The organism is Mesorhizobium sp. M0938 (assembly GCF_040319125.1).
In the GTDB taxonomy this organism is placed as follows: domain Bacteria; phylum Pseudomonadota; class Alphaproteobacteria; order Rhizobiales; family Rhizobiaceae; genus Mesorhizobium; species Mesorhizobium robiniae.
Map to the genome: position 1 here is coordinate 162,964 of NZ_JAMYNS010000009.1, position 15,384 is coordinate 178,347.

14 protein-coding genes are annotated in these 15,384 nt (G+C 64.1%); 11 read left to right on the forward strand and 3 right to left on the reverse strand.

Features of this window, described 5'->3' with window-relative positions:
* Positions 1-14 precede the first annotated feature (14 nt).
* The 3 genes from NKH73_RS18060 to NKH73_RS18070 all read right to left on the reverse strand — a co-directional run bounded on the left by NKH73_RS18060 (position 15) and on the right by NKH73_RS18070 (position 3,170).
* Positions 15-494, reverse strand: coding sequence for a MarR family winged helix-turn-helix transcriptional regulator (locus NKH73_RS18060; RefSeq protein WP_352934200.1), 480 nt, complete (start codon positions 492-494; stop codon positions 15-17).
* Complete coding sequence (locus tag NKH73_RS18065; RefSeq protein WP_352934202.1) at positions 494-2,065, reverse strand: phytoene desaturase family protein; 1,572 nt, start codon at positions 2,063-2,065, stop codon at positions 494-496. The genes NKH73_RS18060 and NKH73_RS18065 overlap by 1 nt, the downstream gene beginning before the upstream one ends.
* A gap of 313 nt (positions 2,066-2,378) precedes the next feature.
* On the reverse strand, positions 2,379-3,170 hold the full coding sequence (locus tag NKH73_RS18070; RefSeq protein ID WP_352934205.1) for a cyclase family protein: 792 nt from the start codon (positions 3,168-3,170) through the stop codon (positions 2,379-2,381).
* Between the two features lie 124 nt (positions 3,171-3,294).
* Between NKH73_RS18070 and NKH73_RS18075 the strand changes: the two genes are divergently transcribed.
* The 11 genes from NKH73_RS18075 (at position 3,295) to NKH73_RS18125 (ending at position 15,308) form a co-directional block, all read left to right on the forward strand.
* Positions 3,295-4,869, forward strand: coding sequence for a phytoene desaturase family protein (locus tag NKH73_RS18075; protein ID WP_352934208.1), 1,575 nt, complete (start codon positions 3,295-3,297; stop codon positions 4,867-4,869).
* A 109-nt stretch (positions 4,870-4,978) separates the two neighbouring features.
* Complete coding sequence (locus NKH73_RS18080) at positions 4,979-6,505, forward strand: ABC transporter substrate-binding protein (RefSeq protein ID WP_352934211.1); 1,527 nt, start codon at positions 4,979-4,981, stop codon at positions 6,503-6,505.
* Positions 6,506-6,575: 70 nt separating this feature from the next.
* A complete protein-coding gene (locus NKH73_RS18085; RefSeq protein ID WP_352934214.1) occupies positions 6,576-7,583 on the forward strand; it encodes an ABC transporter permease in 1,008 nt (335 codons plus the stop codon).
* A complete protein-coding gene (locus tag NKH73_RS18090; RefSeq protein WP_352934217.1) occupies positions 7,576-8,424 on the forward strand; it encodes an ABC transporter permease in 849 nt (282 codons plus the stop codon). Before NKH73_RS18085 ends, NKH73_RS18090 begins: the two co-directional genes overlap by 8 nt.
* A complete protein-coding gene (locus NKH73_RS18095; RefSeq protein ID WP_352934221.1) occupies positions 8,421-9,308 on the forward strand; it encodes an ABC transporter ATP-binding protein in 888 nt (295 codons plus the stop codon). Before NKH73_RS18090 ends, NKH73_RS18095 begins: the two co-directional genes overlap by 4 nt.
* Positions 9,301-10,131: an ATP-binding cassette domain-containing protein gene (locus NKH73_RS18100; RefSeq protein WP_352934224.1), complete on the forward strand. Its 831-nt coding sequence runs from the start codon at positions 9,301-9,303 to the stop codon at positions 10,129-10,131. The genes NKH73_RS18095 and NKH73_RS18100 overlap by 8 nt, the downstream gene beginning before the upstream one ends.
* 96 nt (positions 10,132-10,227) lie before the next feature.
* Positions 10,228-10,827: a VOC family protein gene (locus NKH73_RS18105; protein ID WP_352934228.1), complete on the forward strand. Its 600-nt coding sequence runs from the start codon at positions 10,228-10,230 to the stop codon at positions 10,825-10,827.
* A gap of 143 nt (positions 10,828-10,970) precedes the next feature.
* Positions 10,971-13,265: a bifunctional salicylyl-CoA 5-hydroxylase/oxidoreductase gene (locus NKH73_RS18110; RefSeq protein ID WP_352934231.1), complete on the forward strand. Its 2,295-nt coding sequence runs from the start codon at positions 10,971-10,973 to the stop codon at positions 13,263-13,265.
* On the forward strand, positions 13,262-14,035 hold the full coding sequence (locus NKH73_RS18115; protein WP_352934234.1) for an SDR family NAD(P)-dependent oxidoreductase: 774 nt from the start codon (positions 13,262-13,264) through the stop codon (positions 14,033-14,035). The genes NKH73_RS18110 and NKH73_RS18115 overlap by 4 nt, the downstream gene beginning before the upstream one ends.
* Entirely contained in the window at positions 14,029-14,499 is a 471-nt protein-coding gene (locus NKH73_RS18120; protein WP_352934237.1) for a MarR family winged helix-turn-helix transcriptional regulator, read from the forward strand. Before NKH73_RS18115 ends, NKH73_RS18120 begins: the two co-directional genes overlap by 7 nt.
* Positions 14,496-15,308, forward strand: a complete 813-nt coding sequence (locus NKH73_RS18125; RefSeq protein WP_352934240.1) for an enoyl-CoA hydratase family protein — start codon at positions 14,496-14,498, stop codon at positions 15,306-15,308. Before NKH73_RS18120 ends, NKH73_RS18125 begins: the two co-directional genes overlap by 4 nt.
* The last annotated feature ends 76 nt before the right edge of the window (positions 15,309-15,384 follow it).

The following is a 15,384-nucleotide window of genomic DNA, read 5'->3' on the forward strand; positions in this document are numbered from 1 at the left end:
GGCAGCGCGTAAGATCAAATGTCGTGCTTGCGAATGTTCTTCAGCATCTTCTGCAGCGTGGCGATCAGCGCCGCATATTCGGCATCGTCGATGTCGTCGAACATCGCCTCGAACGCGTCATGCATGGCCGGCCACGCGCGCGCGAACTCGGAGCGGCCATCGTCGGTCAGGAACACGTGGCGGATGCGGCTGTCGGTGACCCCCTGCTCGCGCCGCACAAACCCTTGCCCCTCCAGCGTGTCGAGCGTCCGGCTCAAGGTCGACTGCTCGATGACAGTGTAGACCGAGAGGTCGTTGACGGTGACGCCGTCGGTGACCGACAGCACGGCCAGCGTCCGGACCTGCGGAATGGTCAGGCCCTGCTTGCGGAAATCGTCGCGCAAGGTGGCGTTGTAGCGGCCCATGATGCGGTTCATCAGATAGGGCGCGAATTGCTGCAGGCCGATCTGGCCCAAAGTCGAGATGCGCTGGCGCTTTTCAACCTTCTGTTCCATCACAGCCTCCCCGCCAGCAGGAAGCCGGAGCCGCCGCCAAGCCCGGCGCCAGGGTGGGTGGAGGCGCCGATATGGTAGAGGCCCTTGATCCCGGTGGCGTGATTGCGACTCGTCTTGAACGGCCGCCACAGGAACGACTGGTCGATGGTCGAGGAGCCGCCATAGGGATCGCCGCCGACCAGATTGATGTTCATCGCTTCCAGATCGGCCGGCGAATAGGCGCGGCGTGCAATCACGCTGTCCTTGAACCCGTCGATATGGCTGGCGAGGATCGCTTCGGCGCGATCGGCGTAGGCCTCGCGCAACGCGTCGGTCCAGCGGCCGTCGGCCGGCGTCTGCAATTTGCCGGCGGCATCGCCCTTGATGGTGCGGGGCGCCTCGGGCAGTTGCAGCCACAGGATCGCCTTGCCGTCCGGACAGCGCGACGGGTCGAGCGCATGCGGCTGGCCAACGCAGATGGTCGGCACCTCCGGCAGCATGCCGCGCACCGCCTCGTTGCAGGCTTTCGACACGCCGTCGAGCCCGGGCGTCAGGTGCAGCAGCGCGACTTTGTCCAGGCCGTCGCCGCGCCAGGCGGGCGGCCTGTCCAGGGCATAATGGATCTGGAAATTGCCTTTGCCGTAGCGGTATTTTTGCGTTGCCTCGACGTCGGCCTTCGGGGCCGCGTCGCCGAGCAGCCGCTCGTAGAGCTGGGTCGGTGTGACCGAGCAGATGACGCTCTTTTTTGCAGTGACCGTTTCGCCCGAAGCCAGCCGCACGCCGGTGGCTCGACCTCCGCTCTGGACAATCGAGGCAACGTCACCGCCAGTCCGGATCACGCCGCCGCGCTCCTTGATCAGCGCTTCGAAGGCGGACAGCAGATTCCTGGCGCCGCCCTTGACGATCGGCGCGCCGGCAGCTTCCAGCGCGAAGGCGATAACTTTGGCGATCTGGCCGGAGAACGCGTCTTCCGGCCCGAGACCGGCATGCAGCACCCAGGGCGCCCACAGCGCGCGGGTGGTTTCGGATTGGTAGGTGCTCTCCAGCCAGCCACGTGCCGGCACCAGCGCTTCGCCGAGGAAGGCGGCAAGATTGCGCGGGCTTCGCCGCCATGCTTCGCCGGCGAGCAGCTTGGTCGTCGGATAGGACCATAGGCTGCCGCCGAGCAGCCCGAACAGCAGGCCGGCATTGCGCTCGATCTCGCTCACATCGCTGCCGTGCCGGTCGCCGTCGCCTGCGGCAAGCGCATTGGCAGCCGCGACATTGGCGGCGCGGTCGGTACGCAGGACGGCATGGCTGCCGTCCGGGCGCAGCACGCCGGTCGGCGTGGCGGTGCTGCAGAATTCCAGGCCGTGCCGCGCCAGGTCCTTGCCCAGCGCCGCATAGGCCGGCGAGGTTATGAACAGGACGAAGGTCGTCGCCATCACGTCATGGATGAAGCCGGGCGCGGTGATCTCCTCGGTGCGCATGCAGCCGCCGATGCGGTCGTTGCGCTCGAGCACCTGCACCTTCGCCCCCTTGCCGCCGAGCATCGCCGCGCAAACCAGCGCGTTGATGCCGCTGCCGACGATGATGTGATCGGGCGCGTTCATCGAGGGGTGCTCGCTGGGGGCGGGAGGTGGAATTCAATTGCGCGGGTCGGCGTTCCTTCGCGCCCCCCTCTGTCCTGCCGGACATCTCCCCCACGAGGGGGGAGATTGGCAGCTTCGGCGCTCCGCCTATCCCTGCGACGTTGGAGATTGGCGAAGGCGGCGGTGATAGCCGATCTCCCCCCAAGTGGGGGAGATGTCCGGCAGGACAGAGGGGGGCGCCGTAGGGTCGCAGCTTTGCAAGGCCGCCGCTCCCACCCCATCACTGCAGTACCACCTGCACGCATGATCTTCTCCCGAAGACCGCCACCTCGTCCTATTGTCTCGGCACCAGCGCCAGTGCGCGGATCGGGCTGCCGGTGCCGTGCTCGATCTTGAGCGGCGCGGCGATCAGGATCGCGCCTTTCGGCGGCAGCCGGTCGAGGTTGCAGAGGCTGGCGAGGCCGTAGCGGTTGGCCTTGTGCATCAGGCTGTGCGCCGGGAAAGGCGGCTCCATTCCCCCTGCCTTGCCGGCATCGGTGCCGATCGTCTCGCTGCCCCAGCCCTTGATGTCCTTGCTGATCAGAAACTGTATGGCCTCGGCCGTCGGGCCGGGCGTGTGCGGGCCGGTCTCGTCGGCGTTGAGGAATTCGGCTTCCGAGCCGTTGCGCTTGTACCAGTCGGTGCGCATCACCACCCATTCGCCGGCGTTGATCGCGCCGTGCTCGGCTTCCCACGCCTTGATGTGGTCGACGGTGAGCAGGAAGTCATGGTCGGCAGCGGCTTGGCTGGAGCAGTCGATGACATTGACCGGCCCGACGAAGTTCTGCGCCGGAATGGTGTCGGTGGCGCCGTCCGGATAATCCTTGCCGGTGATCCAGTGCTGCGGCGCGTCGAAATGCGTGCCCGAGTGCTCGCCGAGTTTCAGCCAGTTCCAGGCCCACCACGGTCCGTTCTTGTCATAGGCGGAGATGGCGTGGATCTCGACCTTCGGCGTGTCGACAGCGAGTTCCGGCGGCAGCTTGATCAGCGGCGTATTCGGCCCAAGCGGCGCCGTCAGGTCGACCACCTGAATGGCGCCTGAAAGAAGCTGGCCGGCGACCTCGCCGAGAAGTTTTTGCGTGTCCATGATCTCTGTTCCCTCTTTCTTGGATAGCTCTGAAGGCTCGTTGCGGCCCTTAATATCCTACTAGACGAAAACATATGCATCTGCAATTATCTTTAAGCATAAAGGAAATGGGGTTGGGTGGGGTGTGAGCGAGTTTGACGCCATATTCGTTGGGGCAGGCCACAACAGTCTGGCATGCGCCGCGCATCTGGCGCTCAAGGGTTGGAAAACCGGGGTTTTTGAGCGCGGCGCAACAATTGGTGGCGCCGTCCAGACCCGTGAATACACGCTGCCCGGCTTCCGGCACGATTTCGGTGCGATGAATTTGAGCCTGTTCTCCGGCTCGGCCTTTCACAAGAAATATGCAAATGAATTGAAAAGCCACGGGCTGGAATTTGCGCCGATCGCCGATTGCTTTGCCAGTGCGTTCCCCGACGGTCGCTGGTTCGGCGTCAGCAACGACCTGGAAAAGACCGCATCGCGCATGGCAGCTTTTTCCTCAGCCGACGCCGCCACATGGCGGCGGCTGGTTGACGCCTTCCCTGGAGAAGCCGAGCATCTGTTCCGGCTGCTGGGGGCGCCGATGAGCGGCCGGGCGCTGGCCGGCACCGCCTGGAACCTGTGGCGCAAGAAGGGCTTCGCCGGCGCGCTCGATACCGGCCGGTTGCTGCTTTCCTCACCCCGCGCGTGGCTCGATGAGAATTTCGAGTCGCCGCATGTCAAGGCGACGCTGGCCACCTGGGGCATGCATCTCGATTTCGCCCCCGACATCGCTGGCGGCGCCGTATTCCCCTACCTGGAATCGATGGCAAACCAGTGCTTCGGCATGGTGCTCGGCAGGGGCGGCGCCGACACCATCATCCGTGCCCTGTCCGGAATGGTCACTGCTGCCGGCGGAAAGATCGCCACCGGGGCTGAGGTGGCCGAGATCACCGTTGCCGCCGGCAAGGCGACCGGCGTGCGGCTCGCTTCCGGCGAGACGCACACTGCCACCAAGGCGGTCATCGCCGGGGTTGCACCAGGGGCGCTGCCGGGCAGACTGCTGCCTGATGGTTCCGGCGACACCGGTTTCGACACGGCGATGAAAAAATTCCGCCATGCGCCGGGCACGATGATGATCCATCTGGCGCTGGACGATCTGCCGGATTGGCGCGCCGGCGCCGAGCTTCGGCAATTCGCCTATGTCCATCTGTCGCCTTCGCTCGACGCGATGTCGCGGACCTATCAGCAGGCAATATCGGGCATGCTGCCGGACGAGCCGGTGCTGGTCGTCGGCCAGCCGACGGCGATCGATCCGTCGCGAGCGCCGGAAGACAAGCATGTGCTGTGGGTGCAGGTGCGCATGCTGCCCGCCGAAATCCTTGGCGATGCGGCCGGCAAGATCGCGCCGGATCACTGGGACAACGTCAAAGAAAGCTATGCCGAGCGCGTTCTCGACATCATCGAGACCTATGCGCCCGGCCTTCGCCGGAAGATCCTCGGCCGCGCCGTGTTCTCGCCTCTCGATCTCGAACGCGAGAACCCCAACCTCGTCGGCGGCGACCAGATCTGCGGCAGCCATCATCTTGCGCAGAATTTTCTGTTCCGCCCAGCACGCGGTTATGCCGGCTGGAACACGCCGGTCGGGAATTTGCATCTCACAGGGGCTGCAACATGGCCAGGCGCCGGCACCGGTGCGGCCTCGGGCTATATGCTCGCCCAACAGCTTGGCGAGAGGTAGAATTCAAAAACACACGTGGGGGAAGGAGGGCAAGGCGCGGTTGCCCAAGGAGCCTGAACCCACTGAACCACAACGACGCCGCGCACAGAAAACCAACAGGGGAACGACCATGACAATCAACAGACGAGAATTGCTCGGATATGGCGCAGCAGCACTTGGCGCCACCGTCATCGGCCTGCCGCAAATGGCCAAGGCAGCCGGCGAACTGACCATCGCCTACAACGTCAACCTGCCGTCCTGGGACCCGACCACCGGGCCTTCGGCAGTCAACCCGACGATCCAGGGCCTTTACCAGTCGGTGTTCGACCAGTTCATTCCGCAGAAGCCGGACCTGTCCTTCGCGCCGGGCCTGCTGACCGAATGGGGATGGAACGAGGATCGCACCAAGATCATGATGACGGTGCGCGAGGGCGTCACCTGGCATGACGGCTCGCCGTTCACGGCCGAGGACGTAGTCTGGTCGCTGCAGCGGGCGGGCGACGAAAAGACAGGGAATCCGATCCAGTTCGTCTGGAAGAACGTCAACAATTTCAAGATCGACGGCAACAAAATCACCGGCGACGTGGTGCAGTTCGACCCGGTTTATTTCAAGTGGATGTCGTTCCTGACCGGCTACATCATGCCGAAGGCCTACTACGAGAAGGTCGGTGCCGAGGGCTTCGAGAAAGCCCCGATCGGCACCGGCCCCTATATGGTCGACAAATTCGAGCGCAACGCCTTCTTGCGACTGAAGGCCAACCCGAATTACTGGGGCGACAAGCCGGCCTTCGAGAATGTGACGATCAAGTTCGTCACCGATGCGGCGAGCCGCGTTGCCGAAATCGAGTCCGGTTCCTCGCAGGTGACGCTCGAAATTCCCTATGAGGAATATGACCGCCTGATCGCCAAGGACGGGCTTGCCGGCTCGTGTAAGAATGTTTCCGACATCGGCATGATCTTCTTCAACGACATCGACGTGATGCTGGACAAGAACGTCCGCCAGGCCGCCGTCATGGCGATCGACAAGAAGCTGCTGGTCGACCGGCTGCTGCGCGGCTACGGCCTACCCATCGACACGCTGGAAACACCGGAATACGCGTCCTACGATCCGTCGATCAAGGTCGAGCACAATCCGGAAAAAGCTAAGGAATTGCTGGCCGCGTCCGGTTATTCGCCGGAAAAGCCGGTCAAGTTCACGATTCAGACGACCAAGGGCTTCAAACCCAAGGACTACGAGATGGTCCAGGCGATCGTCGGCATGTGGCGCAAGGTCGGCATCGAGGCGACGATCGAGGTCTACGAGATCGCCAAGCACTACGAACTGCGCGCCGCCGACAAGCTGGCGCCGGCCGCCTTCTATAACTGGGGCAACGCCATTGGCGATCCGACGACGTCGACCGGCTTTGCCACCTATGGCCCGAGCCCGCATTCGGTTTGGGACAGCCAGGATCTGATCGACATGATCAACCCGCTATGGGGCGAGAAAGACGAGGCCAAGCGCATCGCCGGCTGGAAGGCTGTCGACAAGTACATCGCCGAACAGGCCTATGTGCTGCCGCTGATTCAGTATGCGCAGCCGATCGTGCATGCCAAGGGCGTCAATGTCGTGCAGCATGTGTCCGGCGCGCTGTTGCCGGCGCTGATGACCCCGGCCTGAGATCGGTCCGGGATCGCCGCGCGCCGCCCGCAACGACGGCGCGCATTTTCCGCCAGGCATACAGGCGACCATGTTGCTGCAAAGATTCCTGATCCGTCTTTTGACGATGGCGATCACGCTGTTCGGCGTCGCCGTCGTGGTCTTTGTCGTCATTCGCGTCGCACCCGGCGACCCGATCGCGATGATGCTGCCGCCCGGCGCGACCGACGCCGACATTGCGCGGCTGCGCGCGCTCTATGGGCTCGACAAGACCATCGTCCAGCAGTTTTTCATCTGGCTGTCCGGCGTCATCAGGGGTGATTTCGGCACCTCGATCTCGCTCAGGCAAGATGTGCTGGGGCTGGTCTTCAATCGGCTGCCGGCAACACTGGAGCTCGCTATCGTTGCTCTTTTGATGGCGCTGGCGATCGGCGGCACGACGGCGATCCTCGGCGCGCGCGAACGCGGTACCGCGGTGGAAGCCGGCATCGATATCGCCAGTGGAACGGCGCTTTCCATTCCCGATTTCCTGTGGGGCCTAGTGCTGATCCTGCTATTCGGCGTGCTGATCCCCGTGTTCGATATTTCCGGCCGGGTGTCGCCGCAGCTCGACCTGCCCTTCGTCACCCAGTTCTATCTGTTCGAGAGCATTGCTCGGCTGCGCTTCGACCTGACCAAGGACCTGCTCGGGCACATGCTGATGCCGGCCGTGGCGCTGGCACTGCCGCTGGCCGCGATCATCTCGCAATTGCTGAAACAGTCGCTGAAGGAAGTGCTCGACCTCGATTACGTCGTGCTGGCGCGGGTGAAGGGCTTTTCAGAAACGCAGGTGATCCTGCGCGAGGCGCTGAAGAACGCCGCCTTGCCGACGCTTACCCTGGTTGGCGTGCAGTTCACCTTCCTCATCGGCGGCACGGTCATCGTCGAACGGCTGTTTTCCTATGAAGGCCTCGGCAACATGGCGATCGATGCCGTCATCAACCGCGACCTGCCGCTGATCCAGGGCATCGTGCTGGTCTTCGCACTGCTGTTCGTGCTGATCAACCTGACTGTCGACATGATGTATGCGCTGCTCAATCCGAGGCTGCGTCATGGATGAGGCCCGCATTGCCAAGCGTAGCTTAGGGCCAAGGCTGTGGCTTTCTGGCGGTTGGTTGCTGCTGGCCTTGCTTGCCGCGATCTTCGCGCCGCTGGTGGCACCTCAGGATCCGCTGGCGCAGGATCTGATGTTCGAACGCCTGCCGCCCTTCTGGATGAGCGGTTCAGAACCGGGCTTCTGGCTCGGCACCGACAGCCTCGGCCGCGATCTCCTGTCACGGCTGATCTTCGGCGCCCGCATCGCCTTCATCGTCGCCTTCGCGGCGGCCTTGGCCGCCTGCGTGGTCGGCTCGACGCTCGGGCTGATATCAGGCTATTTCGGCGGCTGGGCCGACCGCATCATCTCGCGCATCGTCGACGTCTGGATGGCATTCCCGCCGGTGCTGTTTGCCATCCTTTTGGTCGCTGTGCTCGGCACCGGCTTGACCTCGGTCATCATCGCCATCGCCGTCATCGACTGGACGCGCTTCTGCCGGGTGATCCGCGCCGAGACCATGGGCCAAGCGCGCATGGACTATGTCGAGAACGCCCGCATCGCCGGCTACGGCCGCATCGGCATCATGCTGCGCGAAGTGCTGCCCAATGTGGTGCCGTCGATCGTCGCGCTGCTGTCGCTGGAGATGGGCATCGCCGTCATCGTCGAGGCGATCCTGTCCTTCGTCAATCTGTCGATCTCGACCGACGATCCAACCTGGGGCGGCATCATCGCCGAGGGCCGCCTGTCGATCCATCAGGCCTGGTGGGTGCTGGTGTTCCCGCTGGTCACGCTGATCCTGACGGTGCTGTCGTTCAGCCAGTTCGGTGAGGCGTTGAAGGCCCGTTTCGATCCGGTGCTGCGATGAGCGCGGCGAAACCCTGCCTCGACATAAGCGGCTTGAGCGCCGTGCTGGCCAACGGCCAACGCGTGCTACGCTCGGTCTCGCTCTCGGTTCAACCTGGCGAGGTGCGCGCGCTGGTCGGCGAGAGCGGCGCCGGCAAGACGATGATCGGAAAGGCGGTGCTCGGCGTGCTGCCACTGAGCGTGCGTATCGTCGAAGGCGATATGCTGCTCGAAGGCGAGGACCTCGGCCGGCTTCAGCCAAAGGCAAGGCGCACGCTGATCGGCGCACGCACCGCACTGATCCCACAAGATCCGCTGACCGCGCTCAACCCGTCGCGCCGCATCGGTCCGCAGATGACCGACCGGCTGGTGCGCATCCTCGGCTGGAGCGGACAGAGAGCCGATCAACGCACCCGCCAATTGCTCGACGAGGTGCAGATCCGCGACCCGGACCGCGTCCTCAAATGCTATCCGCACGAGCTTTCCGGCGGCATGCGCCAGCGCGTGCTGATCGCCACCGCCTTCGCCGCCGAGCCTCGGCTGATCGTCGCCGACGAACCGACCACGGCGCTCGACGTGACCGTGCAGAAACAGATCCTGCGGCTGATCGCTGAGTTGCAACGCGAGCACGGCACGGCGATCCTGTTCGTCACCCACGATCTCGGCGTCGTCGCCAAGATCAGCCAGAAAGTGTCGGTGCTCTATGCCGGCAAGGTGGTGGAGGAGGCCGAGACGGCGGCACTGTTTGCGGCTCCGCAGCACCCCTATACACGAGCGCTGATGGCGGCGACGCCGCGCTACACCGATCCGCTCGCCTCGCTGAAGCCGGTGGACGACGCGGTACTGGCCGGACTGGCCGCGGAAATCGCCGCTGCCGACCAAGCCTGGAGGCGACCGCATGGCTGAGCCGCTGGTTTCCGTCCGCGGGCTGAAGGTCGCGCTGCCCGATATGACGCGTAAGCCGCTGATCGGCCGGGCGCCGATGGTGGAGATCCTGAAAGGGCTGGATTTCGACCTGCCAAAGGGATCGGTGACCGGCATCGTCGGCGAATCCGGATCGGGCAAATCGACGCTCGGCCGCGCTTTGGTGCGCCTGTTGGAGCCGAGCGCCGGCAGCATCAGTTTCGACGGCCGCGACATCACGCATCTGCCGGAGGCGGAGCTCAGGCCGCTGCGCCGCAATCTGCAGATGATCTTCCAGGATCCGATGTCGTCGCTCAATCCGCGCCGCACCATTTTCAGCATCGTCGCCGCGCCGCTCAAGCAGAACGGCCTCGGCGACAATCTGAAAGGCCGAGTTGCGGAAGCGCTGCATCGTGTGGGCCTGCCGCAGAGCTTCGCCAGCCGCTATCGCCACGAACTGTCAGGCGGCCAGCGTCAGCGCGTCGGCATTGCGCGTGCGCTGGCGCTGTCGCCGAAATTCGTGCTGGCCGACGAGATCGTCTCCGGCCTCGACGTGTCGACACAGGCGCAGATCCTGACGCTGCTGGAAAAGCTGGCCGCCGAGATGGGCCTGACCGTCGCCTTCATCAGCCACGATTTGTCTGTCATTCGGCGGTTGTGCCGGCAGGTGATCGTCATGCGCGAAGGCGTGATTGTCGAGGCAAGCGCGACGGACGCCTTGTTCGAGAAGCCGCAGCAGGCCTATACGCGCGACCTGATATCAGCCATTCCGCTGCCCGAAATCGATGCCGGCTGGCTGCTGCCTGCGGCGAAGGCGCCGGCATGAAGCATCATTCACAGCAAGTCTCATTCGCACGCCGAAGAGCGGGCCTCGGGCGTGCGCCCGGCAAGTCACCCACGTCCCGCGAGAAGGATGACTGACATGAGGAATGCAATCCGAAACGCAACGCTTGCGACCACCGTCCTGGCCGGCATCGGTACCGCGTCCGCCGGCTCCATCCCCGGCATGCGCGGGCACGATCACACCGGGGTTACGGTGCCCGACATGAAGCAGGCGGTCGACTTTTTCACCGAGGTCGTCGGCTGCAAGAAAGCGATGTCCTTCGGCCCGTTCGCCGACGACAAGGGCACGTTCATGCAGGATCTTCTGGGCGTCGATCCCAAGGCGGTGATCGAGGAGATCACCCTGGTCCGCTGCGGCCACGGGTCGAATATCGAGCTGTTCAAATACACCGCGCCTGATCAGAGAGATCTGCAAGCCCGCAACAGCGATATTGGCGGCTTCCATATCGCCTTCTATGTCGACGATATCGCTGCGGCGAAAGCCTATCTCGATGAAAAGAGCGTCAAGACGCGGATGGGGCCGCTGCCGGTTACCGAAGGGCCGGCGGCTGGACAGGCCATCCTCTATTTCCAGGCTCCCTGGGGCCTGCAGCTGGAAGCGATCAGCTATCCCAATGGCATGGCCTATGAAAAGGACGCAGAGACGGTGCTGTGGAGCCCGAAAACGCCGGAAAAATGATCCGGCAAGCGCGTGCTTGCGGATCTGACCGCAGGCACGCCACAGGCCTCCGAAATCAATCGCTTCAATTATGAAACTTCAAGCTTGAAATAATTTGCCTCAGGCGCGATAATAGGCGCAGAAGCGAAGAGGAGATCGCACAGATGAAGGTTGCGGTTCTCGGCGGCGGACCAGCCGGCCTCTACTTTGCCATTTCGATGAAGCTTCGGGATGCCGCGCATGAGGTGACGGTGTTCGAGCGCAACCGCGCCGACGACACATTCGGCTGGGGCGTCGTGCTGTCGGCGGAAACGCTCGACAATCTGACCAAGAACGATCCGGTCAGCGCCGTCTGGATCAAAAAACATTTCGCCTATTGGGACGATATCGCCGTCATCCATGACGGGGTGCGGACGGTTTCGACCGGCCACGGCTTTTGCGGCATCGGCCGCAAGCGGCTGCTTACCCTGCTGCAGCGTCGGGCGCGAGAGCTCGGCGTCAAGCTGGTCTTCGAGACCGATATCGCCGATCCCAAGCCCTATATGGAGAGCCACGATCTGGTGGTCGCCGCCGACGGGCTGAATTCGAAGGCACGGGGCGCCTTCGTCGACGTGTTCAAGCCCGATATCGACACCCGCAAATGCAAGTTCGTCTGGCTCGGCACGCAGCAGAAATTCGACGACGCCTTCACCTTCATCTTCGAAAAGACTAGGCATGGCTGGGTGTGGGCGCATGCCTACCAGTTCGACAAGGACACCGCGACCTTCATTGTCGAATGCAGTGAGCAGACCTGGGAGCGTTTCGGCTTCGGCGCGATGTCGCAGCAGGAATCGATCGCGGTGTGCGAACGGATCTTCGCCAGGCATCTCGGCGGCCACGCGCTGATGACCAATGCCAACCATATCAGAGGGTCGGCCTGGATCAATTTCCCGCGCGTGCTGTGCGAGCGCTGGTCCTACGAGAATCTGGCGCTGATGGGCGATGCGGCGGCATCAGCGCATTTCTCGATCGGCTCCGGTACCAAGCTGGCGCTGGAAAGTGCGGTGGCGCTGGCCGACTATGTCGATTCAGAGCCCGATCTCGAAGCCGCGTTCCGCAAATATGAAGATGCGCGGCGCACCGAAGTGCTGAAGCTGCAGTCGGCGGCGCGCAATTCGCTCGAATGGTTCGAGGAGGTCGAGCGCTACCTCGGCCTCGATCCGGTGCAATTCAATTATTCGCTGCTGACCCGCTCGCAGCGCATCAGCCACGAGAATTTGCGGCTGCGTGATGGCGAGTGGCTGGCCGGCGCCGAAGAGTGGTTTCAGCGCCAGGCCGGCGCCGGCGGCAACAGTCTTCGTCGCGCGCCGATGTTCGCGCCGTTCCGGCTGCGCGACATGGCGCTGCAGAACCGCATCGTCGTCTCGCCGATGGCGCAATACAAGGCCGTCGACGGCTGCCCGACCGACTGGCATTTCGCCCATTATGCCGAACGGGCGAAGGGCGGCGCCGGCCTCGTCTACATCGAGATGACCTGCGTCAGCCCGGAGGGCCGCATCACGCCTGGCTGCCCCGGGTTCTACGCGCCCGAACATGAGGTGGCCTGGAAGCGGCTGGTCGATTTCGTCCATGGCGAGACCGAGGCGAAGATCTGCGCGCAGATCGGCCATTCCGGCGCCAAGGGCTCGACCCGGCTCGGCTGGCAAGGAACCGACGTGCCGCTGACATCAGGCAACTGGCCGGTGATGGCAGCGTCGGCGGTGGCATGGTCGCCTGAGAATCAGCTGCCGAAGGCGATGAACCGCGCCGACATGGATCTGGTGCGCGACCAGTTCGTCGCCTCGGCCGAGATGGCTGATCGTTGCGGCTTCGACATGCTGGAGATCCATGCCGCGCATGGCTATCTCCTGTCGTCCTTTATCACGCCGCTGACCAACCGGCGCACCGACGCCTATGGCGGTTCGCTCGAAAACCGCATGCGCTATCCGCTGGAGATCTTCCGTGCCGTGCGCGCTGCCTGGCCGGCGGAAAAGCCTGTTTCCATGCGCATCTCGGCCAATGACTGGGTCGGCATTGAAGGGGTGACGCCGGCCGATGCGGTCGAGATCGCACGGCTGCTGCATGAGGCCGGCGTCGACATTTGCGACGTGTCGGCCGGCCAGACTTCGGCCGAGGCAAGGCCGGTATATGGCCGCATGTTCCAGACGCCGTTTTCCGACCGCATCCGCAACGAGGTCGGCATGGCGACCATGGCGGTCGGCAACATCTATGAACCGGACCATGTCAATTCGATCCTGATGGCCGGCCGCGCCGATCTGGTCGCGATGGCAAGACCGCATCTCGCCGACCCTTACTGGACGCTGCACGCGGCCGTCACGCTAGGCGACCGCGGTGTCAAATGGCCGGATCCCTATCTGCCGGGCCGCGACCAGATCTACCGGCTGGCCGAACGCGACGCGGCAGCGGGGCTGAAAGTATGAGCGCGGCCGCGACGATCACAGGACGGCATGCGCTGGTCACCGGCGGCGGCTCCGGTGTCGGCCGCGCCATCACGCTGGCGCTCGCCGGCGCCGGCATCAACGTGACTATCTGCGGCCGTCGCGAGGCTGCACTTGCCGAGGTCGCCAGGGGAAATGAACGCATCTTCGGCATCGCTGCCGACGTCACCAATGAGGCAGCGATGGCGTCGCTCTACAGTCAGGCCGAGGCGGAGCACGGGCCGATCAATATCGTCGTGGCCAATGCCGGCATGTCCGGCAGCGCCCCGGCACAGCGGACGTCGCTCGCGGACTGGCAGCGCACGCTCGATGTTAACCTGACCGGCGCATTCCTGACGGTGAAGCCGGCGCTGACCGGCATGGTTGCCCGAAAGACAGGCCGGATCATATTCGTCGCTTCGACGGCCGGCCTGAAGGGCTATCCCTATGTCGCCGCTTACGTGGCGGCCAAGCATGGCGTCGTCGGGCTGATGCGGGCGCTGGCGGTCGAGACCGCCAAATCCGGGGTGACCGTCAATGCCGTCTGCCCTGGCTTCGTCGAAACCGAGATGCTCGAAGTGTCCATCCAACGCATCGTCGAAAAGACCGGCCGCTCGGCCGAAGAAGCAAGGACGAGCCTTGCCTCGACCAACCCGCAAGGCCGCTTCATCCAACCAGAAGAAATTGCAGCCGCGGTGCTGTGGCTGTGCGGCGATGCTGCCCAATCGATCACCGGGCAGACGATCTCTATCTCGGGAGGCGAGACGTGGTAGCCGGCCCCCTGCCCACGCCGTCCGGACCCGGCAAGGACCGGCTGCGGCTGTGGGTTCGCCTGCTGCGCGCCTCGCGCAGCATCGAGGCCGAATTGCGTGAACGCCTGCGGCAGGAGTTCAACACGACGCTGCCGCGCTTCGACGTGATGGCGGCGCTCTATCGCGTGCCGGAAGGCATGCTGATGAGCGACCTGTCGCGCTTCCTGCTGGTGTCCAACGGCAATGTGACAGGGATTGTCGACCGGCTGGTTTCGGAAGGGCTGGTTGCCCGTGCCCGGCGCAATGGCGACCGCCGCACCTCGATGGTGCGGTTGACCGAAGAAGGCTCGAAGGCTTTCGCCGTGATCGCCGCCGCACATGAGAGCTGGATCGGCGAGCTGCTCGGCAATGTCAGCGAGGACGAGGCGCGCCGGCTGACCGGCATGCTGAACTCCTTCCGCAGCAACTGGGAGGGACGGGAATGACAGAAATGGCCGGCCGCAAGCCAAAGCATTTCCTCTGGCAGGTCGAAGCCAAGGTTGCAACAATCCGGCTCGACCGGCCGGAGCGCAAGAACCCGCTGACCTTCGAAAGTTATGCCGAGCTGCGCGATATCTTTCGCGACCTCGTCTATGCCGACGACGTCGATGCGGTGGTGTTCCTGCCCAATGGCGGCAATTTCTGCTCCGGCGGCGATGTTCACGACATCATCGGGCCGCTGGTGAAGATGGACATGAAGGCGATGCTGGCCTTCACCCGCATGACCGGCGATTTCGTCAAGGCGATGCTGAATTGCGGCAAGCCGATCATCGCGGCGATCGACGGCGTGGCGGTGGGCGCCGGTGCCGTCATCGCCATGGCGTCCGATATCCGTATCGCGACACCTGAGGCCAAGACGGCATTCCTGTTCACCCGCGTCGGCCTTGCCGGGTGCGACATGGGCGCCTGTGCGATCCTGCCGCGCATCATCGGCCAGGGCCGCGCCGCAGAACTGCTTTACACCGGCCGGACGATGAGCGCGGCGGAGGGCGAGCGCTGGGGATTCTACAACCGGCTGGTCGATGCGGCGGCACTCGAGGCCGATGCGCTTGAGCTGGCCGCACGCATCGTGTCCGGCCCGACTTTCGCCCACGGCATCACCAAGACGCAGCTGAACCAGGAATGGTCGATGGGCCTCGACCAGGCGATCGAGGCCGAAGCGCAGGCGCAGGCGATCTGCATGCAGACCGGAGATTTCAAGCGGGCTTATGAGGCTTTCGTCGCCAAGGAAAAGCCGATGTTCGAGGGGAATTGAGGATGAGAGCTGCATCCATAAGGACGGACAAGTTGGCGGGACAGCGCCCCCCTCTGTCCTGCCGGACATCTCCCCC

What these genes read in the sequence shown, in the direction of transcription:
- NKH73_RS18090 (WP_352934217.1), top strand. Translation starts at nt 7,576, where the DNA reads ATGGATGAGGCCCGCATTGCCAAGCGTAGCTTAGGGCCAAGGCTGTGG.
- NKH73_RS18105 (WP_352934228.1), top strand. Translation starts at nt 10,228, where the DNA reads ATGAGGAATGCAATCCGAAACGCAACGCTTGCGACCACCGTCCTGGCC.
- NKH73_RS18115 (WP_352934234.1), top strand. Translation starts at nt 13,262, where the DNA reads ATGAGCGCGGCCGCGACGATCACAGGACGGCATGCGCTGGTCACCGGC.
- NKH73_RS18060 (WP_352934200.1), bottom strand. Translation starts at nt 494, where the DNA reads ATGGAACAGAAGGTTGAAAAGCGCCAGCGCATCTCGACTTTGGGCCAG.
- NKH73_RS18070 (WP_352934205.1), bottom strand. Translation starts at nt 3,170, where the DNA reads ATGGACACGCAAAAACTTCTCGGCGAGGTCGCCGGCCAGCTTCTTTCA.
- NKH73_RS18065 (WP_352934202.1), bottom strand. Translation starts at nt 2,065, where the DNA reads ATGAACGCGCCCGATCACATCATCGTCGGCAGCGGCATCAACGCGCTG.
- NKH73_RS18100 (WP_352934224.1), top strand. Translation starts at nt 9,301, where the DNA reads ATGGCTGAGCCGCTGGTTTCCGTCCGCGGGCTGAAGGTCGCGCTGCCC.
- NKH73_RS18095 (WP_352934221.1), top strand. Translation starts at nt 8,421, where the DNA reads ATGAGCGCGGCGAAACCCTGCCTCGACATAAGCGGCTTGAGCGCCGTG.
- NKH73_RS18085 (WP_352934214.1), top strand. Translation starts at nt 6,576, where the DNA reads ATGTTGCTGCAAAGATTCCTGATCCGTCTTTTGACGATGGCGATCACG.
- NKH73_RS18080 (WP_352934211.1), top strand. Translation starts at nt 4,979, where the DNA reads ATGACAATCAACAGACGAGAATTGCTCGGATATGGCGCAGCAGCACTT.
- NKH73_RS18125 (WP_352934240.1), top strand. Translation starts at nt 14,496, where the DNA reads ATGACAGAAATGGCCGGCCGCAAGCCAAAGCATTTCCTCTGGCAGGTC.
- NKH73_RS18110 (WP_352934231.1), top strand. Translation starts at nt 10,971, where the DNA reads ATGAAGGTTGCGGTTCTCGGCGGCGGACCAGCCGGCCTCTACTTTGCC.